The following is a 15,957-nucleotide window of genomic DNA, read 5'->3' on the forward strand; positions in this document are numbered from 1 at the left end:
TCGTGTGACCAGAGTCCGTCACAGATTCAGATTATTGGCTCTCTCCAGTCTGCCGCTCGTATTTCTTTCCGCATGCAGCTTAACCGGGCGGGGAGAAGTAGAGGAGCCTCCGCTTCCTCCTGTACCGGGAAAAGAGGAGCATGTTACGGTTACCGTTTTATACCGAAGTAAACCTACATTTATGAATCTGTACGGCAGCAGGTTTCGTCAAATATACCCGAACATTTCGATCGAAGTCGTCGAATCCCCGCGTCCTCAATCGGGAATGGACATGAAGAAAGAAACGGAAGCGCTGCTTGCCGCCAATCCGGTCGATGTGGTGTTTGCCGACAATTTCTTCGACGCTTGGGCCAAAGACGGGATGTTGCTCAATCTGGACCCGCTTATTCGAAGAGACAGCTTCGACATTCAAAACCTGTATGCAGGTGCGATCGGCCATATTCGTCAAAGGGGGGGCGGTGCCTTGTACGCGCTTGCCCCTCAATTCAGCACGCAAGCTCTTTTCTACAACCAAGACCTGTTCGATCAGTACGGAGTTCCTTATCCGAAGGATAAGATGAACTGGGAAGACGTCCTTCGGCTGGCCGGGCGGTTTCCGTTCAAACGAGATCAGGATCAGCTTCTGTACGCCCTGTATAATCCGCTTAGTCCGTCTGCATGGATGCAGGATATCGCCAGAACGAACGGGCTTTCGGCAATTGCTGAGGACGGGACCAAAGTGGTCGTCAACTCCCCTGCCTGGAAAGGGATTTTCCAAACGGTTATCCATGCCTACCGGGAGAAGCAGGTCATCCATCCGGAACCAAATGCGGACAGCAGTACGTTCGAGAGCGTGATCAGGAGGAATCGTTTTCTGATGGGAATGGCGGCCATGACCGTCGATCGCTATTTTCTTCTGGCCAATATGACGAATGCCGAGCGTCAAAATATTAATAAATCGCCCAATTGGCAACTGGTGACCGCACCTACGAGCCCGTCCGCTCCGAATGAAACCGAGACGGTTTCGGTACACGACATGTTCGCTATTCATGTACAATCCAAACAGATCGGAGCGGCCTGGGAGCTGGTGAAATTTATTAACGGGGAAAGTACGGCAAAAGCGCTGGGAGCCGGTGGAGGCAGTTCCTTGCTCCTAACCCGGGTGGAACATAACCCGAAGGAAGTGAACGGCCGGTCCGTTGAAGCCTTCCACCGACTGCAGCCAAGCATGAAAGATTGGACGGCCGTTCACAAGAACACCCCAATCGGCTTCTCGGGAACTTTTTCCGGAATTTTGCATACCGAGATCGAAGCGGTTTTGGGGAGAGGGAAGTCTGTAGAAGAAGGTCTTGCCGCAATTCAGGAGCAAAGCCAGCTGGCATTGGATGCTTTAAAATAAAGGCGGCTAGTAAAGGTAGCGTTCACATGCCTGAACGCTACCTTTCACCGTTCCTCACACGCTCAAAAAGCCTCTCGGCAGACGCCGCCACAGCTATGGCCGTATCCGGCCCCATGGAATTGGTTTCCTCATAGTGGCCTCTTCCGAAGGAGTCCACGCCTTCTTCCAGATAGGGACGGGATGGATGCACCAAGAAGTCGTTGGGAGGGACGATGTAGCCTATCATGTCATTGGCAAGCCCGAAGAGGAGAAGCTCGTCTTTTCCGGCGATCTCCCGCAGCGTCCTCGGATTTGCCGCTGCCGGATTTGCCGCCAACCCTGCTCCCGCAAAGCCCCCTGTCACCAACTCGGGAAAGATTTCCCCGGGTACAAGAAGGATGGGAAGATCCCCGATAGAGAGATAACTGACCTGCGTCGGCAAAGCGAGTCCGAGGGCTCCTGAGCCGGAAACCGTCCTGTGCGAGATGATATCTGCAGCAACGGCTCCAGCCAAGACGATATTTTCAAGAGGAAGAGCAAAGCTGTCGGTAAGGGATACCAGCTTGGGCGCAAGCTCCCGCCCGTGATCGACAGCTAGTGCCGTCTCGGCCAGCATGCGCCCCGTTCTTACCACGTTCTCCTCTACAGGGTATTCCATTCCTTGTTTATCCTTTAGCCGTTCCGTCATAATAAGCCCGCCCAGAGCACCTGGAATAAATACCGTGCTGTCGCCGGTTTCCTCTTGGATCTTCGCAGCCAAGTAGGCTGGGAAATCAGCGCTGAGACTCTTGTTCTTGGAGCGGAGGGCCTCGGGATGAGCCGCATAATTGACGATCCGGATTCCCCCGCTGCCGCCCTCCGGCACAAATCGTAAACTGTAAAGACTGCGGTCATAAACATAAGGAGGCCGGGAATCCCGCTGCAACGGGCCGGTCTCGGCGCTGCCGTATAACATCCTCCCGTCCTGCCTGTTGGTATAGGCCGTCTCCACAGCCAAAACCGTACGGTCCTCTAGAAGCTGCATATAGGAGGCGGAACGCCCGCTCTGACCTGTAGGCCCCCACAACCCGAGAGTATCGATTCCCGCATGCGTGTGGGTGCTGATAATGTGAATGTCCCTGGCTCCCGCTTCCTTGGAAAACGTGGACAGCCTATTCCGGATTTTTCTAATATCGGTTCCGGATAGACCGATGCAATCAATCACAGCTATGGCGATCCCGCCCCTGCCCGTGTTGTCATCGAGCCAGAGCGCCTTCACATAGGGCGAATCCAGAACACCCTCGATGGTCGTCCCTGTGTTATAGCCGGCTATATAGTATTTCTCCTTCAGAAGATCGTTCGGCACTAATTCCTGCTCCCCGTATCCCATGCTCCAGACTTCGCCGGTATCTTTATACGTTTTCTCGGAAGTGTAACAACCCGGCACAACCAAAACAGCTAGCAGGATGATGCACAGCATTTTTATACGCACGGTGTATGAACTGCTCCTTTCTGAAGCTTTCCTTGGCGGCAGCACGCTGCCCTTGCTTTTATTGCAGAAACATGGCGATAAAGGAAGAGACCACTTTTACGGGAACCGTGTTTACCTGAGTATAGATAAGGGTCAGGGCGAACACCGGGACAAAGCCCGCCCATAATGAAAGGGTGAAGAAGAAGGGGATCGCCCGCTTGGGCTCGGCTTGACGGTTATGGAGCCGCAGTCTCCAGATGAAAAGACCGATCATCAGCAGCAAAGAGAAAACAACCGGTACTTTCCATGCCGGGCTTACCTCAGCCCTTCCGAGCGATTCCAGAAGCCGGAGACTGGCTTCATCATCGGTGAACAAACCTCCCAGCCTGGGAAGCAGGCGAATAACAACTGTACACAAGCCTCCCGCCAGAATGGTGAACGCCGCGCAGTAGGCCGCACAACGAAGGGCCTGTCCGGTGCCTGGCGGCCAAACAATCGGTTTAGTCAAGGCGATACCCCCTTTTTCATTGAAGAGACGCCAGTATGAAAACCATGAGAGTGGGGCATCCCCTTTATATGGAAATTAACGTGGTAACCAAAATTTCTACTCTCAAGGTGCGATGTCCTTCTTTCACTCCCTTTTTCGACAAACCTTTTGAATATCCGCGCTCATACACATTGATCGATGGCGATATTTTTGTAAGACTCAAGTTTATTAGTTTATTGAACTAACAGACAGGATAGTTTGGTCCAAATCACGAATATTGAGAAAAATATAGGACGGTCCACGGTATTCTTACACGATTTAGAGAAAACCAGTATACCTGAGGAGTGGTAGAAATGGCGCGTGTTTTATTTATTAACGGCGGCTCAGAGGGACATGTCAATCCAACACTCGGAGTGGTGCAGGAACTGATTTCACGCGGAGAAGAGGTCGTGTATTTTTCAATCGAAGCTTTTCGGGAGCGGATCGAGAAGACGGGAGCTACGGTTCGCACATTTGACGATCAAAAGTTTATACAAGCCTTTATCTCGGGCGGGAGAGATTATGTGCTCGAAAGAATCAACGGTCTTTTGCTTACGGCAGATATCGTCATACCCAGCGTTCTGGAGCAGATCAAGGATGAGCATTTTGATTACATCATCCATGATTCCATGTTTGGTTGCGGGCGTATGCTTGCACAAATTCTTAAGCTCCCTGCAATCAACTCTTGTACTTCTTTTGCGCAGACCAAAACAACATTCGATAAAATGATCGAACCATTTTTTTCTAAAGTTCCTTCGGATATAGTTAAACCCATCCATGATACCTTTCAAAGCCTAACGGACAGGGTGAAGGAAAGATATGATGTGGAGATCCATTCTCCTTATGAAGTATTTTGTAATCCGGCGCCGCTTATGATCGTTTATACAACAAGGGAGTTTCAACCTGATGGAGAAGCATTCGATCCAACTTATAAATTTGTAGGTCCATCCATCTCTGCACGATTAACTCAGGACGGCTTCGACTTTACTGCGATCAAGGGAGTAAATCCAATCTACATCTCGCTGGGTACGGTCTTTAATCAAGCAATTGATTTCTACAAGCTTTGTTTTGAGGCGTTGGGGAACACGGATCATACGATTGTCATGTCGATTGGGAATAGAACCCAAGTTTCGGATTTAGGGGAAATTCCTAATAACTTTATCGTGAAAAATTATGTTCCACAGACGGAAGTATTGCAGTACTCTGCATTATTTATTACACATGGGGGAATGAACAGTACCCACGAAGGTTTGTATTACGGGGTTCCGCTAATTGTAATCCCTCAAAGCGCGGATCAGCCGCTCCTTGCAGAACAAGTCCTTAAACTCGGAGCAGGCGTTCCATTACAAATGAGAGGTTTGACTGCAAATCAACTACGTGAAGCCGTAGATTGTGTGTTAAGTCGTTCTTCTTTCAAGAAAGCTGCTGCATCTATTGGGGAATCCTTTCGAAAAACAGAGGGGTATCAACAAGCGGTTCACGAGATTTTCGAATTTAAAAGTCAATTTCAGATTTAAGTATTAGTGGAATTCAGAAAGATCACATGGGGGAAGTTGGGGCTCATTTAAATCAACTTGGGTCCATCGCAGCTTGTATTCGGGGGCCGTCTCATGGAATAATGACACAATACGACTCAGCCGAGTCCGCAAAGTGTTCATTGGGATGGAGGGGATACCGCTGCTGACGATTTTGAAATTTGCGGCTACGTTTCCGCTTTTTCTGGTATCGCTCGTCGTATGCTGGCGGATGTTACATAAAGAGAGATACATTAACTATATTTGGCTATCGTTTCTCGTTCCGGCCATTTTGCAATTCGTGCTCGTATGGATCTCGAAGGAAGGGTCAGAGCTTTGGCTGAAAGTGTTCATGGGCATCCATATTGCCTTTACTGTATTCGCCGCTTTTATCGTTTGGTTTTTGCGCCAATTGGCTAGAGCCTATAAAAATTAGAGGACTAAGACAGAAGGCAGTCGTTCAGAAGGAACGGCTGTTTTTTGCTCGATGTCAGGTATGACGTAATAGGAGTAGGGATAACCCGACTTGAGGATATATGAGATGGCGGAGGCGAGGGAATGACGATTGTACGATTGGCGACTTTAGACGATGTCGATGAACTTGTTCAAATGCGATGGGACTTCTCTGCAGAAGATTACGGACTTGGTACGGCTAGTTTTGAAGAGTTTCACCGGATTTGCAGCGAATTTTTGATTAAGGCCATCGGAAGCGGAGATTGGTATATTTGGGTTGCAGAGGTTGACCGTACCATCGTTGCGCATATGTATCTGCAGCTTATTCATAAAGTACCGAGGCCAGGTAAATCACCAGATCCTTACTACGGCTATGTGACCAATGTGTATACTCGTCCGGCCTTTAGAAGCCAAGGGCTTGGGACGGAGATTCATCGGGCTATGGAAAAGTGGTCCAAAGAACATGAAGTTGAATTTCTTATCTTGTGGCCCAGCAGCGATAGCACTCCGTTTTATAGGAGAAACGGTTTTTCCCGCTGTGAAGAGGCTATGGAAAAGCATTGGTGACCCGAAACGAGGGGTTGCTATCTGGCGTGGGGGCTGTTTCTATACTGTATGGAATGGCTGCTTTTGATCGTTGATAAAGACAGACAGTCATCATTATTTTGTAAAGGGGATGATTTCATGACGCTTATTAAAAATCGCATCGTTGACCTTTATATTTCGTGTGAAGATGAAAAACGTGCAAAGGATTGGTACTTGAACGTATTAGGGCTATCTGATTTGGTTATGGAAAATGGAAGCAGAATTTTGCTGATGGAATGGGGAGATAACCACAAGCCAATCGTGGATGGCGCTGTGTTTAGCCTCCAAGCTTCGGATATTCATCAAGCTCATAAGGAATTAAAGCTAAGAGGTGCTAAAGTTGATGAAGAGGTTGCGCAATTCGGTGTACAATCCTTCGGGTTTCACGTCATTGATTCTGAAGGCAATGTCATTTTGATCCTGGATCAAGCCAGTTAAGGTTACCGCCTCTTCACGAAATAAGGATGCCAACAATAAGATGCGGCATCCTCATTCATTTATTATACCAGGGGGACCGGCAACAATTTAACAGAAATATACGCTAAGGACGTTAGCTCGTTATTTCTTCGAAGGTGTTTCAGTTTTATGTTCAATTATGTGCATTACTTTTGGTTCAATAGCTTTTAGCAGTTGTTCATTTGAACGATTGCTTTTAGGAACATCGCCATTAAGTTCACCTTGAATTTGTGCATCGACCTGTGTTTGGGCAATGACATCAATCACTTGTTGTTTAGAGATATTTTTAGATGCTGCAACCTCCACAACAGATTTGCCTTTTGCTAATTCCTGTTTTAATTCTGCCGGGCTCATTTGTAGTAAAGCAAACAGCTTTGCATCATTTAAATAGGCATCAGCAGAATAATCAGGCTTACCATTGGTAGAGAAAAAACCTTCTACTTGAGTGGTTGTAGGCGTAGTCTCGCCTCCGATCAGAGAAGCACTGACGGTATGACCCTGAACAAATACCTGGTAAAACGGCGTGTTCGATCCCTTTTTGGTGTAATTCAACATGAACGTTTTTTGATCTGCGGTTTCCATCTGCTCCATAGCAAACTCGTATTCTTCAATGCTGCCATACATTTTATCCAGAAGATTATCTACCTTCGCCTTGATGTCCTGACCGGTTAAAGCCGTGAGCGGCTTCCCGGCAGGCTCCCAATTTTCTTGAATCACATGTTCGATCGCACCCGTCACGCCGTTTGTATGAAGCGTAATCGTTTTGCCGGATCCTCCTTTTTCCCGCAGGGTGATACTGGTTTGGACGCCTTGAACGGAACTTGCGTCGATAATCTCAAACGATTTGGTATCGGGAAATGCGCGGTACAGCTTCTCAAGTGTTGCTTGGCCGACCTCATCCACTCTGACTTGTTCAGCAGTCATTGGCGTTCTGGTCAGCATATCAATCAGAGTAGGAGCCGCAAAGGCTGCGGTTGGAATCAAAATAGCGGCTGCGACGATTCCGCCGATTAAACGTTTTTTCATGGTTGGTTTGCTCCTTTTTCGTTGCAAATATTGAGAATAGGATTGTTCGATTCGTTTGGAGAGAGCCGGGGGGCACTCCATCGTTTCTGCTTCCTTGTGCAGATGTTCGCGTATGTTGTGTTCAATAGTCATGGATCTCTTCCATCCTTTCCGGGGGGAGATTCCCTAAAGTTTTTCGAAGCGTCTGGAGACCTGCATGATATCTGGACTTGACTGTGCCTATTGGAATTCCGAGCAGAGTCGCCATTTCCTCGAGCGTATAGTCGTGAAAAAAGCGGAGGACAATGACCGTTCGTTGTTTGTCAGTCAGTTTGTAGATGGCCTGCGATATCATTTGGCTTGTCCCGTCCATCCATACAGCAGGCTGATCCCAATGAGACTCTTCCCGGGTGAAGGCTCGGATGCGTTCGAAAATCCGGAATCTCCGCCAGCTCTTGACCCGAAATCGCTGTACTTGACGGATGACCAAGCCGTGCAGCCAGAAGCGAAAAGGCCGGTTCGTATCGTAGGTAGCCAGCGAGGTCCACATTTGGATGTAGATCTCATTCATGACATCCTCCCGATCCTGCTGATGATCCACCAGAAAGGAGACGGTCCGGTAGACATCCTGATAGGTAGCCTCATACAGCGTATGAAATGCTTCCTGACTACCGTCTTTCATTTTTGTGAGCAATTGGTACATCGAATCATTTTGCATGCGGAGGGCCCTCCTGAGTAAGCAGCTTACACCTTATATTGTCTCTATTTCGGAAAAAGGTTCGGTTTTTATTTTGCAAACGGCTAAGCGTGAACTTGTTTCCGAATATTTTCCGTTCAACAGGTGCTGAAATTACCGGGGAACGGGCCATGAGCACGCCCTGGGTGGGTCTAAAAGATAATGTTTTTGTTATCTTCTTTCTCGTAATTGGAATTGTTGTATTCTTGTATAGACTCTTTAAAAATTTAATTAACCGAGGTCATTGAGTTAACGGGAGGGTAGTGAAATTTGAATATCGAATAGGAGTATACCGGTTTGATCAAACGAAATGTACACGGATATCTTGCGGGTGTAGAAAGTGAGTCATCAAGCGTTGTGCCGGAAGGAATGTTTATGTATATCATTCCTTCTGGCAAATACGTAGGAGCAACTCATAGAGGACCTATAAGTAAGATAAACGAAACCTTTGAAAAACTTACTCATTGGCTCAGCGTCAGCAATTATGAACAATACGATGTTGTCTGTTACGAAGTATATGATGGCAGATTTAAGGGTAGGGTGAGGAAGATCATGGCGAACTCGACATGTTCGCGAGGCTCTGACAGGCCTAATAATCGCCATTACCCGGAATGGGATTGGCTTGAACTACTCTGAAAATAACTCGTAACGCGTATCCCTAAAAAGACAATACGAAACTAGGCGCAGCTCGTACCATTTTTAAAAAGCTGCGTCTTCTTTGCTTAGGAGGGAAAGGATTCGGAAGCTTCAGATGTGGCTAATGTTACGGTAAAGCCAAGGTCTTAGGGCTTTCGAATGGCTGTCTGACGATGGCGTCTTTGTGACACTTTTCCAATTTACAATAAGCCCCGTTTCGTCGGGAGCAGGAAATTTTTTTAATTTAACTTGTGTCTTTTTCCCATCTTGAACTGTCTAACAGAACTGGGAGGTGCACTGATTCGTGAATTGGCATGAAAATGATCGGTTAATGGAGCATTATGATCGCATCAAGCGGTATATCGCCTACAGGAAGACCAATTCGTTTCTCATGAATCGACATCCGCCATTCAACGGATGCTGCGCTCTTGGTGGACGGTGTCCGTGTCGCGATTAAGCGCGATTATTACGCTAATTGGCGGAAACCTAAAAGAAAGTACCGAACTTCGAAAGTTCGGTACTTTACGCATGCAAGCAGAAGCTGCGTTTGTTTTATTGAGGGCAGCCATATGGAGGTTTAGGCAAGCCTAAACGGTCCAAGTTGCCGCATACCGTTCTTTGCCAATAAGCGATCTGGTCATCCAGCTCTTTGGCAGAATGCTGTTGAATGATTTCGATCGAGGTCGTTGCGGCTGCGACTTGCGGATCGAACGACCAGGACCAGTAATCCGTCCGATCGTAACGGCCGATCCATTGTCCGTCTACGCCGAATTTCTTTTGATCGGTTACCCCGATGACGGCGCCCTCGGCGGACCGCAGCAGAAGGAAGACCCCGCCGGTAAAGCCGGTTAATTTGACGTTGTTTTTCGTCCGGGTAACGACATCCAGCTGACCGGCAAGCGCTCCCGAGCGCTGCAGCGTAGCACGTGTGTACATGTAGCGTCCGCCGTTGGAGCTTTGCCATTCGGACGCGACGGTTAAAGAAGGGATGGTTTGGGAAGTCGTTGAACTGCTCCCGCCTGTGCTACCTCCGGTTCCTCCGCTGTAACCTCCGGCCGGATCTTCCGACATCCGTGCAAAGACCGAATTAGCAGGAATAGCAGCAAACAGGGTAAAAGCGGCAATCAACATCGTTAACAAAGAACCTTTCCAACGTTTCATCATAACATCCTCCAACTCCTAATTTGTTGTGGTTGCAACCCTCCATCATTATGAAACGAATCTTCATTTCCAAAAAGTACTAAATTTTTATAGTACCGAAAGAGCTGACAATTATGGTCTTCGCGATAGAAGCAGCGGATGTGCAGGATTTATCCTGAACACTTCCGCTGCTTTTTCTGTAAACAGCCTCCGCAGCAACCCCGCCCAACATTTACGAAATCTCCACCTGCACTTAACGCTCCACTAATACTTGCTTCTTATGATGGAGGTGTGAAGGAAATAAAACATTTCGAGCATGATGAAGGAAATCCTACAACAGGAGATGTGGATGCGAAGATGATTCAGTATTTATGGTTTGACCTCGGGTATACGCTGGTGAGCACGAACCGGGAAGACGTGTATCAGAAAGTGCTGGAGCGTTTCGACGTATTCCGGAACCGGGAAGAGATCGCAATCGCTTATCATAGGGCGGACAAGCTGTTCATGCGGGAATATCCGGGCGTGCTCGGCAAAGACAGCCGGGCGTTCTTTCCCTGGTATATCGGGATGCTGAACTATTTTCTGCGGCTGTCGCTGCCGATCGAAGACGTGCTTGAAGTGCAGCGGGACGTAGCCCGGGAATGTCCGGTCCAATGGAAAGCTTTCGACGGGGCGAAGATAACGCTTCGCCATTTGCGGAGCCTCGGATACCGGCTAGGCCTGATCTCGAATTGGGATGAGTCGGCACGGACGGTGCTCGCTCGCAATGGACTGGACGAGGAACTCGACGAGATTGTGATCTCCTCGGAGGTCGGCATCGAGAAGCCGAATCCGGACATTTTCCGGATGGCCCTGAGCCAGGCAAACGTTACGGCGAGCGAATCGCTGTACATCGGGGACAACTATTACGACGACGTCGTCGGCTGCCAGAAAGTCGGCATGCACTGCCTCCTCATTAATGCCTACGGCAACCGCGGGGTCGAGGAGCTGTCGTATCACCCGATCATAACCGGCATTCAGGACGTCGCTGCTTACCTCGGACACCCTCGGGTGCAGCTGGAGATCAACCGGTAAGGAGATTTGGCGGATGTCGACGATCACGGAGAAAATCGAAGCCCAATTCGATACCTTAAGCGTCGCGCAGAAAAAAGTGGCGCACTACATTCAATCCAATATGCAGGATGCCGTGATGCTGTCGGCGCAGAAGATCGCGGGCAAGTCCGGGGTCAGCGAAGCGACGGTCCACCGGCTGGCCCAGGCTTTGGCTTACCCGAGCTTCTCGGGCATGCTTCACGATTTGCGCGGTCATGTGCTGAAGGATCAGCGGGCCGTCAAAAATTTCGTATACACGACGAGCCATCAGGAAGATTCCTGGATCGAGAAACATTTCGTGCAGGAAATCGAAAACCTGCGGGAAACGATGGCGTGGACGGATAAAACGGACGTTCATCAGGCGGCCCGGCTGCTGCTGGATGCGGACCGGATCTGGATCGCCGGATGGCGGATGGGCTTGTCGGTCACTTCGTTTTTCAGCTTCGTCCTGAAATATATGCTGGGCAATTGCGAGCTGATTCCCCAGGGAGGTGTTGCGGAGTACGTGGCCTATATCCAGCCCGGCGACCTCGTATTCGTGTGCGGGTTCCCCAGGTACTGCTCGCGTACGCTCAAGGTGGCGTCGCTGGCCAAGGAGCAGGGAACGAAGGTAATCGCGCTGACCGACTCCGGGCTGTCCCCGTTCGCGAAGCTGGCCGATTTGACGCTGTACGCGGCATGCCGGTCCACCGGATTTCTCGATTCGTACACGGCATCGTTAGCCGTGGTGAATGCCCTTATCAATGAAATCTCCCATCTGGAGAAGGAACGGGTCAGGATCAATATCGAGAAGATGGAAGTGATGTTCAAGGCGTTTCAGGACAACTTCGAGTGGACGAACCGGTCGAAACCATAATCGTTGCAGGAAAGGATACTCGATGAATCTTACAGTAATCGGCTGTTGGGGGGCATACCCCGAGAAAAACGAAGCGACCTCGGGTTATCTGGTCGAGTGCGAGGGCAGCCATATCTTGCTTGATTGCGGCAGCGGCGTGTTGTCCCGGCTGCAGAACCATTGCGCGCTCGAACAGCTGGACGCCGTTGTCCTTACCCATATGCACGCTGACCATATGGCGGACGTGTACAGCTTGGAGTTTGCCATATTAATTTTGATGCAGATCGGCAGACGGTCGAAGCCGCTCGACATGTACGTGAACGAGAAGGAGCTGGGCAGCCTTGCTTTCGAATACCCGGATTATGTCCGCGTCCATCCCGTCCGGGCAGGCGAGGAACGGACGATCGGCCATGTGCGGCTGCAGTTCTCCGAGACGGTGCACGAGATTCCGTCCCTGGCGGTCAAGCTGACGTCGAGGGAAGGCAGAACGCTCGTATATTCGGGGGACACGGGGTATTGTCAGGCGATAATCGATTTGGCCCGGTCTGCGGACGTGCTGATGATCGAAAGCAGCTTTTACGACTTTCAGGCGGGCCGGATGAAGGGGCATCTGACGGCGGGCGAAGCGGGCAAAATCGCGGCACTGGCCGGCGTGGGGCAAACGATTCTGACGCACTTTCCCCATTACGGAGATTTGAATCAACTGGTTCTGGAAGCTTCGAGGCATTATGCAGGACAGATCCGTTTGGCTTATGGCGGCATGCAAATCCACATTTGAGGGTGAAAGGGGTTTTTCTCTTGTTGAAGCTTAGAAAATCGTTCGTGGTTGGCTTCTCTTCGCTCATGGTTGCATCGATGGTGCTGGCCGGCTGCGGCAGCAGCAACAACAGCAACGGCAGCGGCTCCCCCGCAACCGGGGGAACGGGCACTTCGGCTCCGGCTTCCACCTCCGGAGGGAAGGTGAAGGGCGGTACGGTGCGTGTAGCGATGGCGACCGAGCCGGACAATCTGGACCCTTACTTGTCCGCGGCGACGGATACCGGCTCGATGATGGACAACGTGTTCGACGGTTTGTTCGAGGGGGGCGAAAACAGCGACCTCGTTCCGGCTGTAGCGGAATCGTATAAGGTGTCCGAGGACGGATTGACGTATACGTTCACCTTGAAGAAAGGCGTCAAGTTCCATGACGGCTCGGATCTGACCTCGGAGGACGTGTACTACTCGTATGCCAAATTAGCCGGTCTGAACGGGAAAAAGCCGCTTTCCTCGAAGTTTGCCGCGATTGAGAAAATCGACGCCCCGGATGACCGCACTGTGGTCGTGAAGCTGAAAGCTAAGGATGCGGCGTTTCTGGCCGCCAACATTGTCGGGATCGTCCCGAAAGACTATGAAGGGCACAGTGCGAAACCGATCGGGGCGGGTCCGTTCAAGTTCAACTCGTATACGCCGGGCCAGCAGCTCGTGCTGGAGCGAAACGATAGCTTCTACGACAAGGAGCATGCTCCGACGCTCGACCGGGTGGAATTCAAATTTATGCCGGATGCGAACGCCTCCGTGCTCGCCCTGAAGTCCGGGGATATCGATATGGTGCCGGGCATCTCCGCGCAAGGCGCGCTCCAGCTCGGAAGCGGGTTCCGGATCGTGTCCGGGCCGCAGAATATGGTGCAGCTGCTGGCGCTGAACAACTCGGTCGAGCCGCTGAACAACGTGAAGGTGCGTCAGGCGATCAATCACGCGATCGACAAGGACGTCATCATCAAGACGGTCGCCGAAGGCAACGGCGTCAAGCTCGGCTCCAACATGAGCCCGGCGATGAAGATGTATTACAAGGAAGGTCTCGACAAGCGGTACGAGCCGAACGCCGAGCAAGCGAAGAAGCTGCTGAAGGAAGCCGGCTACGAGAGCGGGATCAAGCTGACGATTACCGTTCCGTCCAACTACAAGTTCCACGTCGACACGGCTCAAGTGATCGCCGAACAGTTGAAAGCCGTCGGCATTCAGGCGACGATCAAGCAGATCGAGTGGAGCAGCTGGCTGGAGGACGTGTACAACAATGCGAAATACGAAGCGACGATCGTCGGTTTGACGGGCAAGCTCGATCCGCACGAAGTACTGGGACGTTATGAGACGACCTATTCGAAAAACTTCTTCAAATTCAGCAACAGCGAATTTGACAATCTCGTCGGCAAAGGCCGTCTGGAAATCAATCCGGACAAGCGGGCCGAATTGTACAAGCAGGCGCAATCGATCCTGACCGAGCAGGCGGCCGCGGTATACATCATGGACCCGAACCGCTCGGTTGCGATGAAGGACAGCCTGCAAGGCTATAAAATGTACCCGATTCAGAAATACGATTTTGCCGCTATGTACTACACGAAGTAACGAGGGAGAGTTTCGGTGAGATTTTACATCCGGAAGCTGCTTACATTAGGTTCGACCGTCTTGCTGGTGTCGGTCATTACGTTTCTTGTCTTTCAAGTGCTGCCGGGGGACCCGGCCGAGATCGTGCTCGGCGTCGATGCCGACCCGCACCAGCTTGCGGAGCTGCGGCAGACGATGGGGCTGGACCGTCCGGCGGCGGAGCGCTACTTGTCCTGGATGAAGGATACGGCTGCCGGAGATTTCGGCCAGTCGCTGCGCTACCATCGCCCGGTGGCGGACATCGTGGCGGAGCGCCTGCCCGTGACCGTATCGGTCGCGCTGATGTCCTTGGGGCTCACCCTGCTCTTGGGCGTCCCCCTCGGCATCTATATCGCGCGGAAGGACGGCAAGCTGCCGGCGCTGCTGCTGTCGGCCTTCACCCAGCTCGGGCTTGCGGTGCCGTCGTTCTGGCTCGCCTTTATCCTGATACTGGTCTTCTCCGTGACGTTCCGTTGGTTTCCGACCTACGGCTACGTCCCGTGGAGCGAAAATCCGGTGCGGGCGTTCCAGTCGCTGTTCCTGCCCTCGCTCGCTCTCGCCGTACCGGGCATCGCCGTCGTCATCCGGTATTTGCGCAATACGCTGCTTGATCAGCTCCGCATGGATTACGTGCGTACGGCAAGAAGCAAAGGGCTGCGCGAGAAAATCGTCCTGTACCGGCATATTTTGCGCAATTCGCTGATCCCGGTGCTGACGATCGTCGGTTTGCTGATCGCGGATACACTGGGCGGGAGCATCGTCGTGGAAAATGTGTTTGCGCTGCCGGGACTCGGCAACCTGCTGATCACCTCGATCGGCACACGCGATTTGCCGCTGCTGCAAACGATGGTGCTGTACATTGCGGTTATCGTGGTTTGCATCAATTTTGTCGTCGACATGTTGTATAGAGTGATCGATCCGCGCATTCGACTGAAAAGGTGAACATGATGAAATGGAAAAAGCTGATCCGAAACAAACCGCTCGTTATCGGCGGCGGCCTGATCGTCCTGCTCCTTGCGCTTATGGTGACGAGCCTGTTCTATACCCCGTACGGTCCGAACGATATGAACACGGCGATGCGGCTTACTCCTCCGCAGGCCGATTACTGGTGGGGGACGGATAATTTCGGGCGGGATATTTTCAGCCGGATTATGGAGGGAACGCAGACCGCCTTTCTGATCGGCTTCTCGTCCGTAGCGATCGGCTTGTTCTTCGGCTTGATCATCGGAGCGGTCGCCGGTTATGCGGGAGGCTGGGTCGACGAAATTTTGATGCGGATCATCGATGCTAAGCTGGCTTTTCCCGGCATACTGCTGGCGATTATGCTCGTTACCGTATTCGGTCCCGGGCTGGGCAATACGATTATCGCCCTTGGCGTAATGAGCATCCCCGCGTTTTCCCGGATCGCCCGCAGCGGGTTTATTCAATACAAAGAGTTCACGTTCGTCAAAGCCGCCGTGGCGAGAGGGGCGGGGCCGCTGCGCATTATCTTCCGCCACATTTTGCCGAATATGACGTCGCCGCTTATCGTCGCCGCCTCCTTGCGGTTTTCCGGGTCCATTCTCGCCGAAGCCGGACTGAGCTACCTGGGGCTGGGCGTACAGCCGCCCGATCCGAGCTGGGGGCGGATGCTGAGCGAGGCGCAGCCGTTCATCATCAACGCTCCGTGGTACGTCCTCATTACCGGTGCGGTCATTACGGCGATGGTGCTGGGGTTTAACTTGCTGGGAGACGGGCTAAGAGACGCTTACGACAAACAGGGTTAGGGGGAT

17 protein-coding genes are annotated in these 15,957 nt (G+C 51.4%); 12 read left to right on the forward strand and 5 right to left on the reverse strand.

Features of this window, described 5'->3' with window-relative positions; genetic code table 11:
* Positions 1 to 4: 4 nt before the first annotated feature.
* Complete coding sequence (locus PV433_RS02760; protein ID WP_332070665.1) at positions 5 to 1,378, forward strand: extracellular solute-binding protein; 1,374 nt, start codon at positions 5 to 7, stop codon at positions 1,376 to 1,378.
* A gap of 37 nt (positions 1,379 to 1,415) precedes the next feature.
* Here PV433_RS02760 and PV433_RS02765 read toward each other — a convergent pair whose 3' ends face one another.
* Together PV433_RS02765 and PV433_RS02770 are read right to left on the reverse strand one after the other, a co-directional pair.
* Complete coding sequence (locus PV433_RS02765) at positions 1,416 to 2,726, reverse strand: hypothetical protein (protein ID WP_332070666.1); 1,311 nt, start codon at positions 2,724 to 2,726, stop codon at positions 1,416 to 1,418.
* Positions 2,727 to 2,886: 160 nt separating this feature from the next.
* Positions 2,887 to 3,315 carry a hypothetical protein gene (locus PV433_RS02770; RefSeq protein ID WP_332070667.1) on the reverse strand — a complete coding sequence of 143 codons (429 nt, stop codon included), beginning with the start codon at positions 3,313 to 3,315 and terminating at the stop codon, positions 2,887 to 2,889.
* Between the two features lie 332 nt (positions 3,316 to 3,647).
* On the opposite strand from PV433_RS02770, the gene PV433_RS02775 reads away from it, so the two are divergent.
* The 4 genes from PV433_RS02775 to PV433_RS02790 all read left to right on the forward strand — a co-directional run bounded on the left by PV433_RS02775 (position 3,648) and on the right by PV433_RS02790 (position 6,323).
* The gene (locus tag PV433_RS02775; RefSeq protein WP_332070668.1) at positions 3,648 to 4,850 is read left to right on the forward strand and encodes a macrolide family glycosyltransferase; all 1,203 of its coding nucleotides are present in this window, start codon (positions 3,648 to 3,650) and stop codon (positions 4,848 to 4,850) included.
* A 145-nt stretch (positions 4,851 to 4,995) separates the two neighbouring features.
* The gene (locus PV433_RS02780) at positions 4,996 to 5,283 is read left to right on the forward strand and encodes a hypothetical protein (RefSeq protein WP_332070669.1); all 288 of its coding nucleotides are present in this window, start codon (positions 4,996 to 4,998) and stop codon (positions 5,281 to 5,283) included.
* 122 nt (positions 5,284 to 5,405) lie between these two features.
* A complete protein-coding gene (locus tag PV433_RS02785; RefSeq protein ID WP_332070670.1) occupies positions 5,406 to 5,867 on the forward strand; it encodes a GNAT family N-acetyltransferase in 462 nt (153 codons plus the stop codon).
* Between the two features lie 117 nt (positions 5,868 to 5,984).
* A complete protein-coding gene (locus PV433_RS02790) occupies positions 5,985 to 6,323 on the forward strand; it encodes a VOC family protein (RefSeq protein WP_332070671.1) in 339 nt (112 codons plus the stop codon).
* Between the two features lie 120 nt (positions 6,324 to 6,443).
* On the opposite strand, the gene PV433_RS02795 is transcribed toward PV433_RS02790, so the two are convergent.
* Positions 6,444 to 7,499, reverse strand: a complete 1,056-nt coding sequence (locus tag PV433_RS02795) for a hypothetical protein (RefSeq protein ID WP_332070672.1) — start codon at positions 7,497 to 7,499, stop codon at positions 6,444 to 6,446.
* Complete coding sequence (locus PV433_RS02800; protein ID WP_332070673.1) at positions 7,489 to 8,064, reverse strand: sigma-70 family RNA polymerase sigma factor; 576 nt, start codon at positions 8,062 to 8,064, stop codon at positions 7,489 to 7,491. Before PV433_RS02800 ends, PV433_RS02795 begins: the two co-directional genes overlap by 11 nt.
* 315 nt (positions 8,065 to 8,379) lie before the next feature.
* On the opposite strand from PV433_RS02800, the gene PV433_RS02805 reads away from it, so the two are divergent.
* Positions 8,380 to 8,718, forward strand: a complete 339-nt coding sequence (locus tag PV433_RS02805) for a GyrI-like domain-containing protein (RefSeq protein ID WP_332070674.1) — start codon at positions 8,380 to 8,382, stop codon at positions 8,716 to 8,718.
* Positions 8,719 to 9,270: 552 nt separating this feature from the next.
* Here PV433_RS02805 and PV433_RS02810 read toward each other — a convergent pair.
* Complete coding sequence (locus PV433_RS02810) at positions 9,271 to 9,654, reverse strand: hypothetical protein (RefSeq protein WP_332070675.1); 384 nt, start codon at positions 9,652 to 9,654, stop codon at positions 9,271 to 9,273.
* A 561-nt stretch (positions 9,655 to 10,215) separates the two neighbouring features.
* Between PV433_RS02810 and PV433_RS02815 the strand changes: the two genes are divergently transcribed.
* From PV433_RS02815 to PV433_RS02840, 6 genes are read left to right on the forward strand one after another with little or no spacing between them, the layout of a single operon-like run.
* Positions 10,216 to 10,932 carry an HAD family hydrolase gene (locus PV433_RS02815; RefSeq protein ID WP_332070676.1) on the forward strand — a complete coding sequence of 239 codons (717 nt, stop codon included), beginning with the start codon at positions 10,216 to 10,218 and terminating at the stop codon, positions 10,930 to 10,932.
* A gap of 13 nt (positions 10,933 to 10,945) precedes the next feature.
* Positions 10,946 to 11,806, forward strand: a complete 861-nt coding sequence (locus PV433_RS02820; protein ID WP_332070677.1) for a MurR/RpiR family transcriptional regulator — start codon at positions 10,946 to 10,948, stop codon at positions 11,804 to 11,806.
* Between the two features lie 22 nt (positions 11,807 to 11,828).
* The gene (locus PV433_RS02825; protein WP_332070678.1) at positions 11,829 to 12,563 is read left to right on the forward strand and encodes an MBL fold metallo-hydrolase; all 735 of its coding nucleotides are present in this window, start codon (positions 11,829 to 11,831) and stop codon (positions 12,561 to 12,563) included.
* A 20-nt stretch (positions 12,564 to 12,583) separates the two neighbouring features.
* Positions 12,584 to 14,167: an ABC transporter substrate-binding protein gene (locus PV433_RS02830; RefSeq protein WP_332070679.1), complete on the forward strand. Its 1,584-nt coding sequence runs from the start codon at positions 12,584 to 12,586 to the stop codon at positions 14,165 to 14,167.
* 15 nt (positions 14,168 to 14,182) lie between these two features.
* Positions 14,183 to 15,127, forward strand: coding sequence for an ABC transporter permease (locus tag PV433_RS02835; protein WP_332070680.1), 945 nt, complete (start codon positions 14,183 to 14,185; stop codon positions 15,125 to 15,127).
* 5 nt (positions 15,128 to 15,132) lie between these two features.
* Entirely contained in the window at positions 15,133 to 15,951 is an 819-nt protein-coding gene (locus PV433_RS02840) for an ABC transporter permease (protein WP_332070848.1), read from the forward strand.
* Positions 15,952 to 15,957: the final 6 nt, after the last annotated feature.

Origin of the sequence: Paenibacillus sp. GYB004, from assembly GCF_036577605.1 — a bacterium.
In the GTDB taxonomy this organism is placed as follows: Bacteria; Bacillota; Bacilli; order Paenibacillales; family NBRC-103111; genus Paenibacillus_AB; species Paenibacillus_AB oceani.

Excerpts from the sequence above, each read along its gene's own strand:
- PV433_RS02765 (WP_332070666.1), bottom strand. The coding sequence starts at position 2,726 with ATGGGATACGGGGAGCAGGAATTAGTGCCGAACGATCTTCTGAAGGAG.
- PV433_RS02775 (WP_332070668.1), top strand. The coding sequence starts at position 3,648 with ATGGCGCGTGTTTTATTTATTAACGGCGGCTCAGAGGGACATGTCAAT.
- PV433_RS02780 (WP_332070669.1), top strand. The coding sequence starts at position 4,996 with ATGGAGGGGATACCGCTGCTGACGATTTTGAAATTTGCGGCTACGTTT.
- PV433_RS02785 (WP_332070670.1), top strand. The coding sequence starts at position 5,406 with ATGACGATTGTACGATTGGCGACTTTAGACGATGTCGATGAACTTGTT.
- PV433_RS02790 (WP_332070671.1), top strand. The coding sequence starts at position 5,985 with ATGACGCTTATTAAAAATCGCATCGTTGACCTTTATATTTCGTGTGAA.
- PV433_RS02795 (WP_332070672.1), bottom strand. The coding sequence starts at position 7,499 with ATGACTATTGAACACAACATACGCGAACATCTGCACAAGGAAGCAGAA.
- PV433_RS02800 (WP_332070673.1), bottom strand. The coding sequence starts at position 8,064 with ATGCAAAATGATTCGATGTACCAATTGCTCACAAAAATGAAAGACGGT.
- PV433_RS02810 (WP_332070675.1), bottom strand. The coding sequence starts at position 9,654 with ATGTACACACGTGCTACGCTGCAGCGCTCGGGAGCGCTTGCCGGTCAG.
- PV433_RS02815 (WP_332070676.1), top strand. The coding sequence starts at position 10,216 with ATGATTCAGTATTTATGGTTTGACCTCGGGTATACGCTGGTGAGCACG.
- PV433_RS02820 (WP_332070677.1), top strand. The coding sequence starts at position 10,946 with ATGTCGACGATCACGGAGAAAATCGAAGCCCAATTCGATACCTTAAGC.
- PV433_RS02825 (WP_332070678.1), top strand. The coding sequence starts at position 11,829 with ATGAATCTTACAGTAATCGGCTGTTGGGGGGCATACCCCGAGAAAAAC.
- PV433_RS02840 (WP_332070848.1), top strand. The coding sequence starts at position 15,133 with ATGAAATGGAAAAAGCTGATCCGAAACAAACCGCTCGTTATCGGCGGC.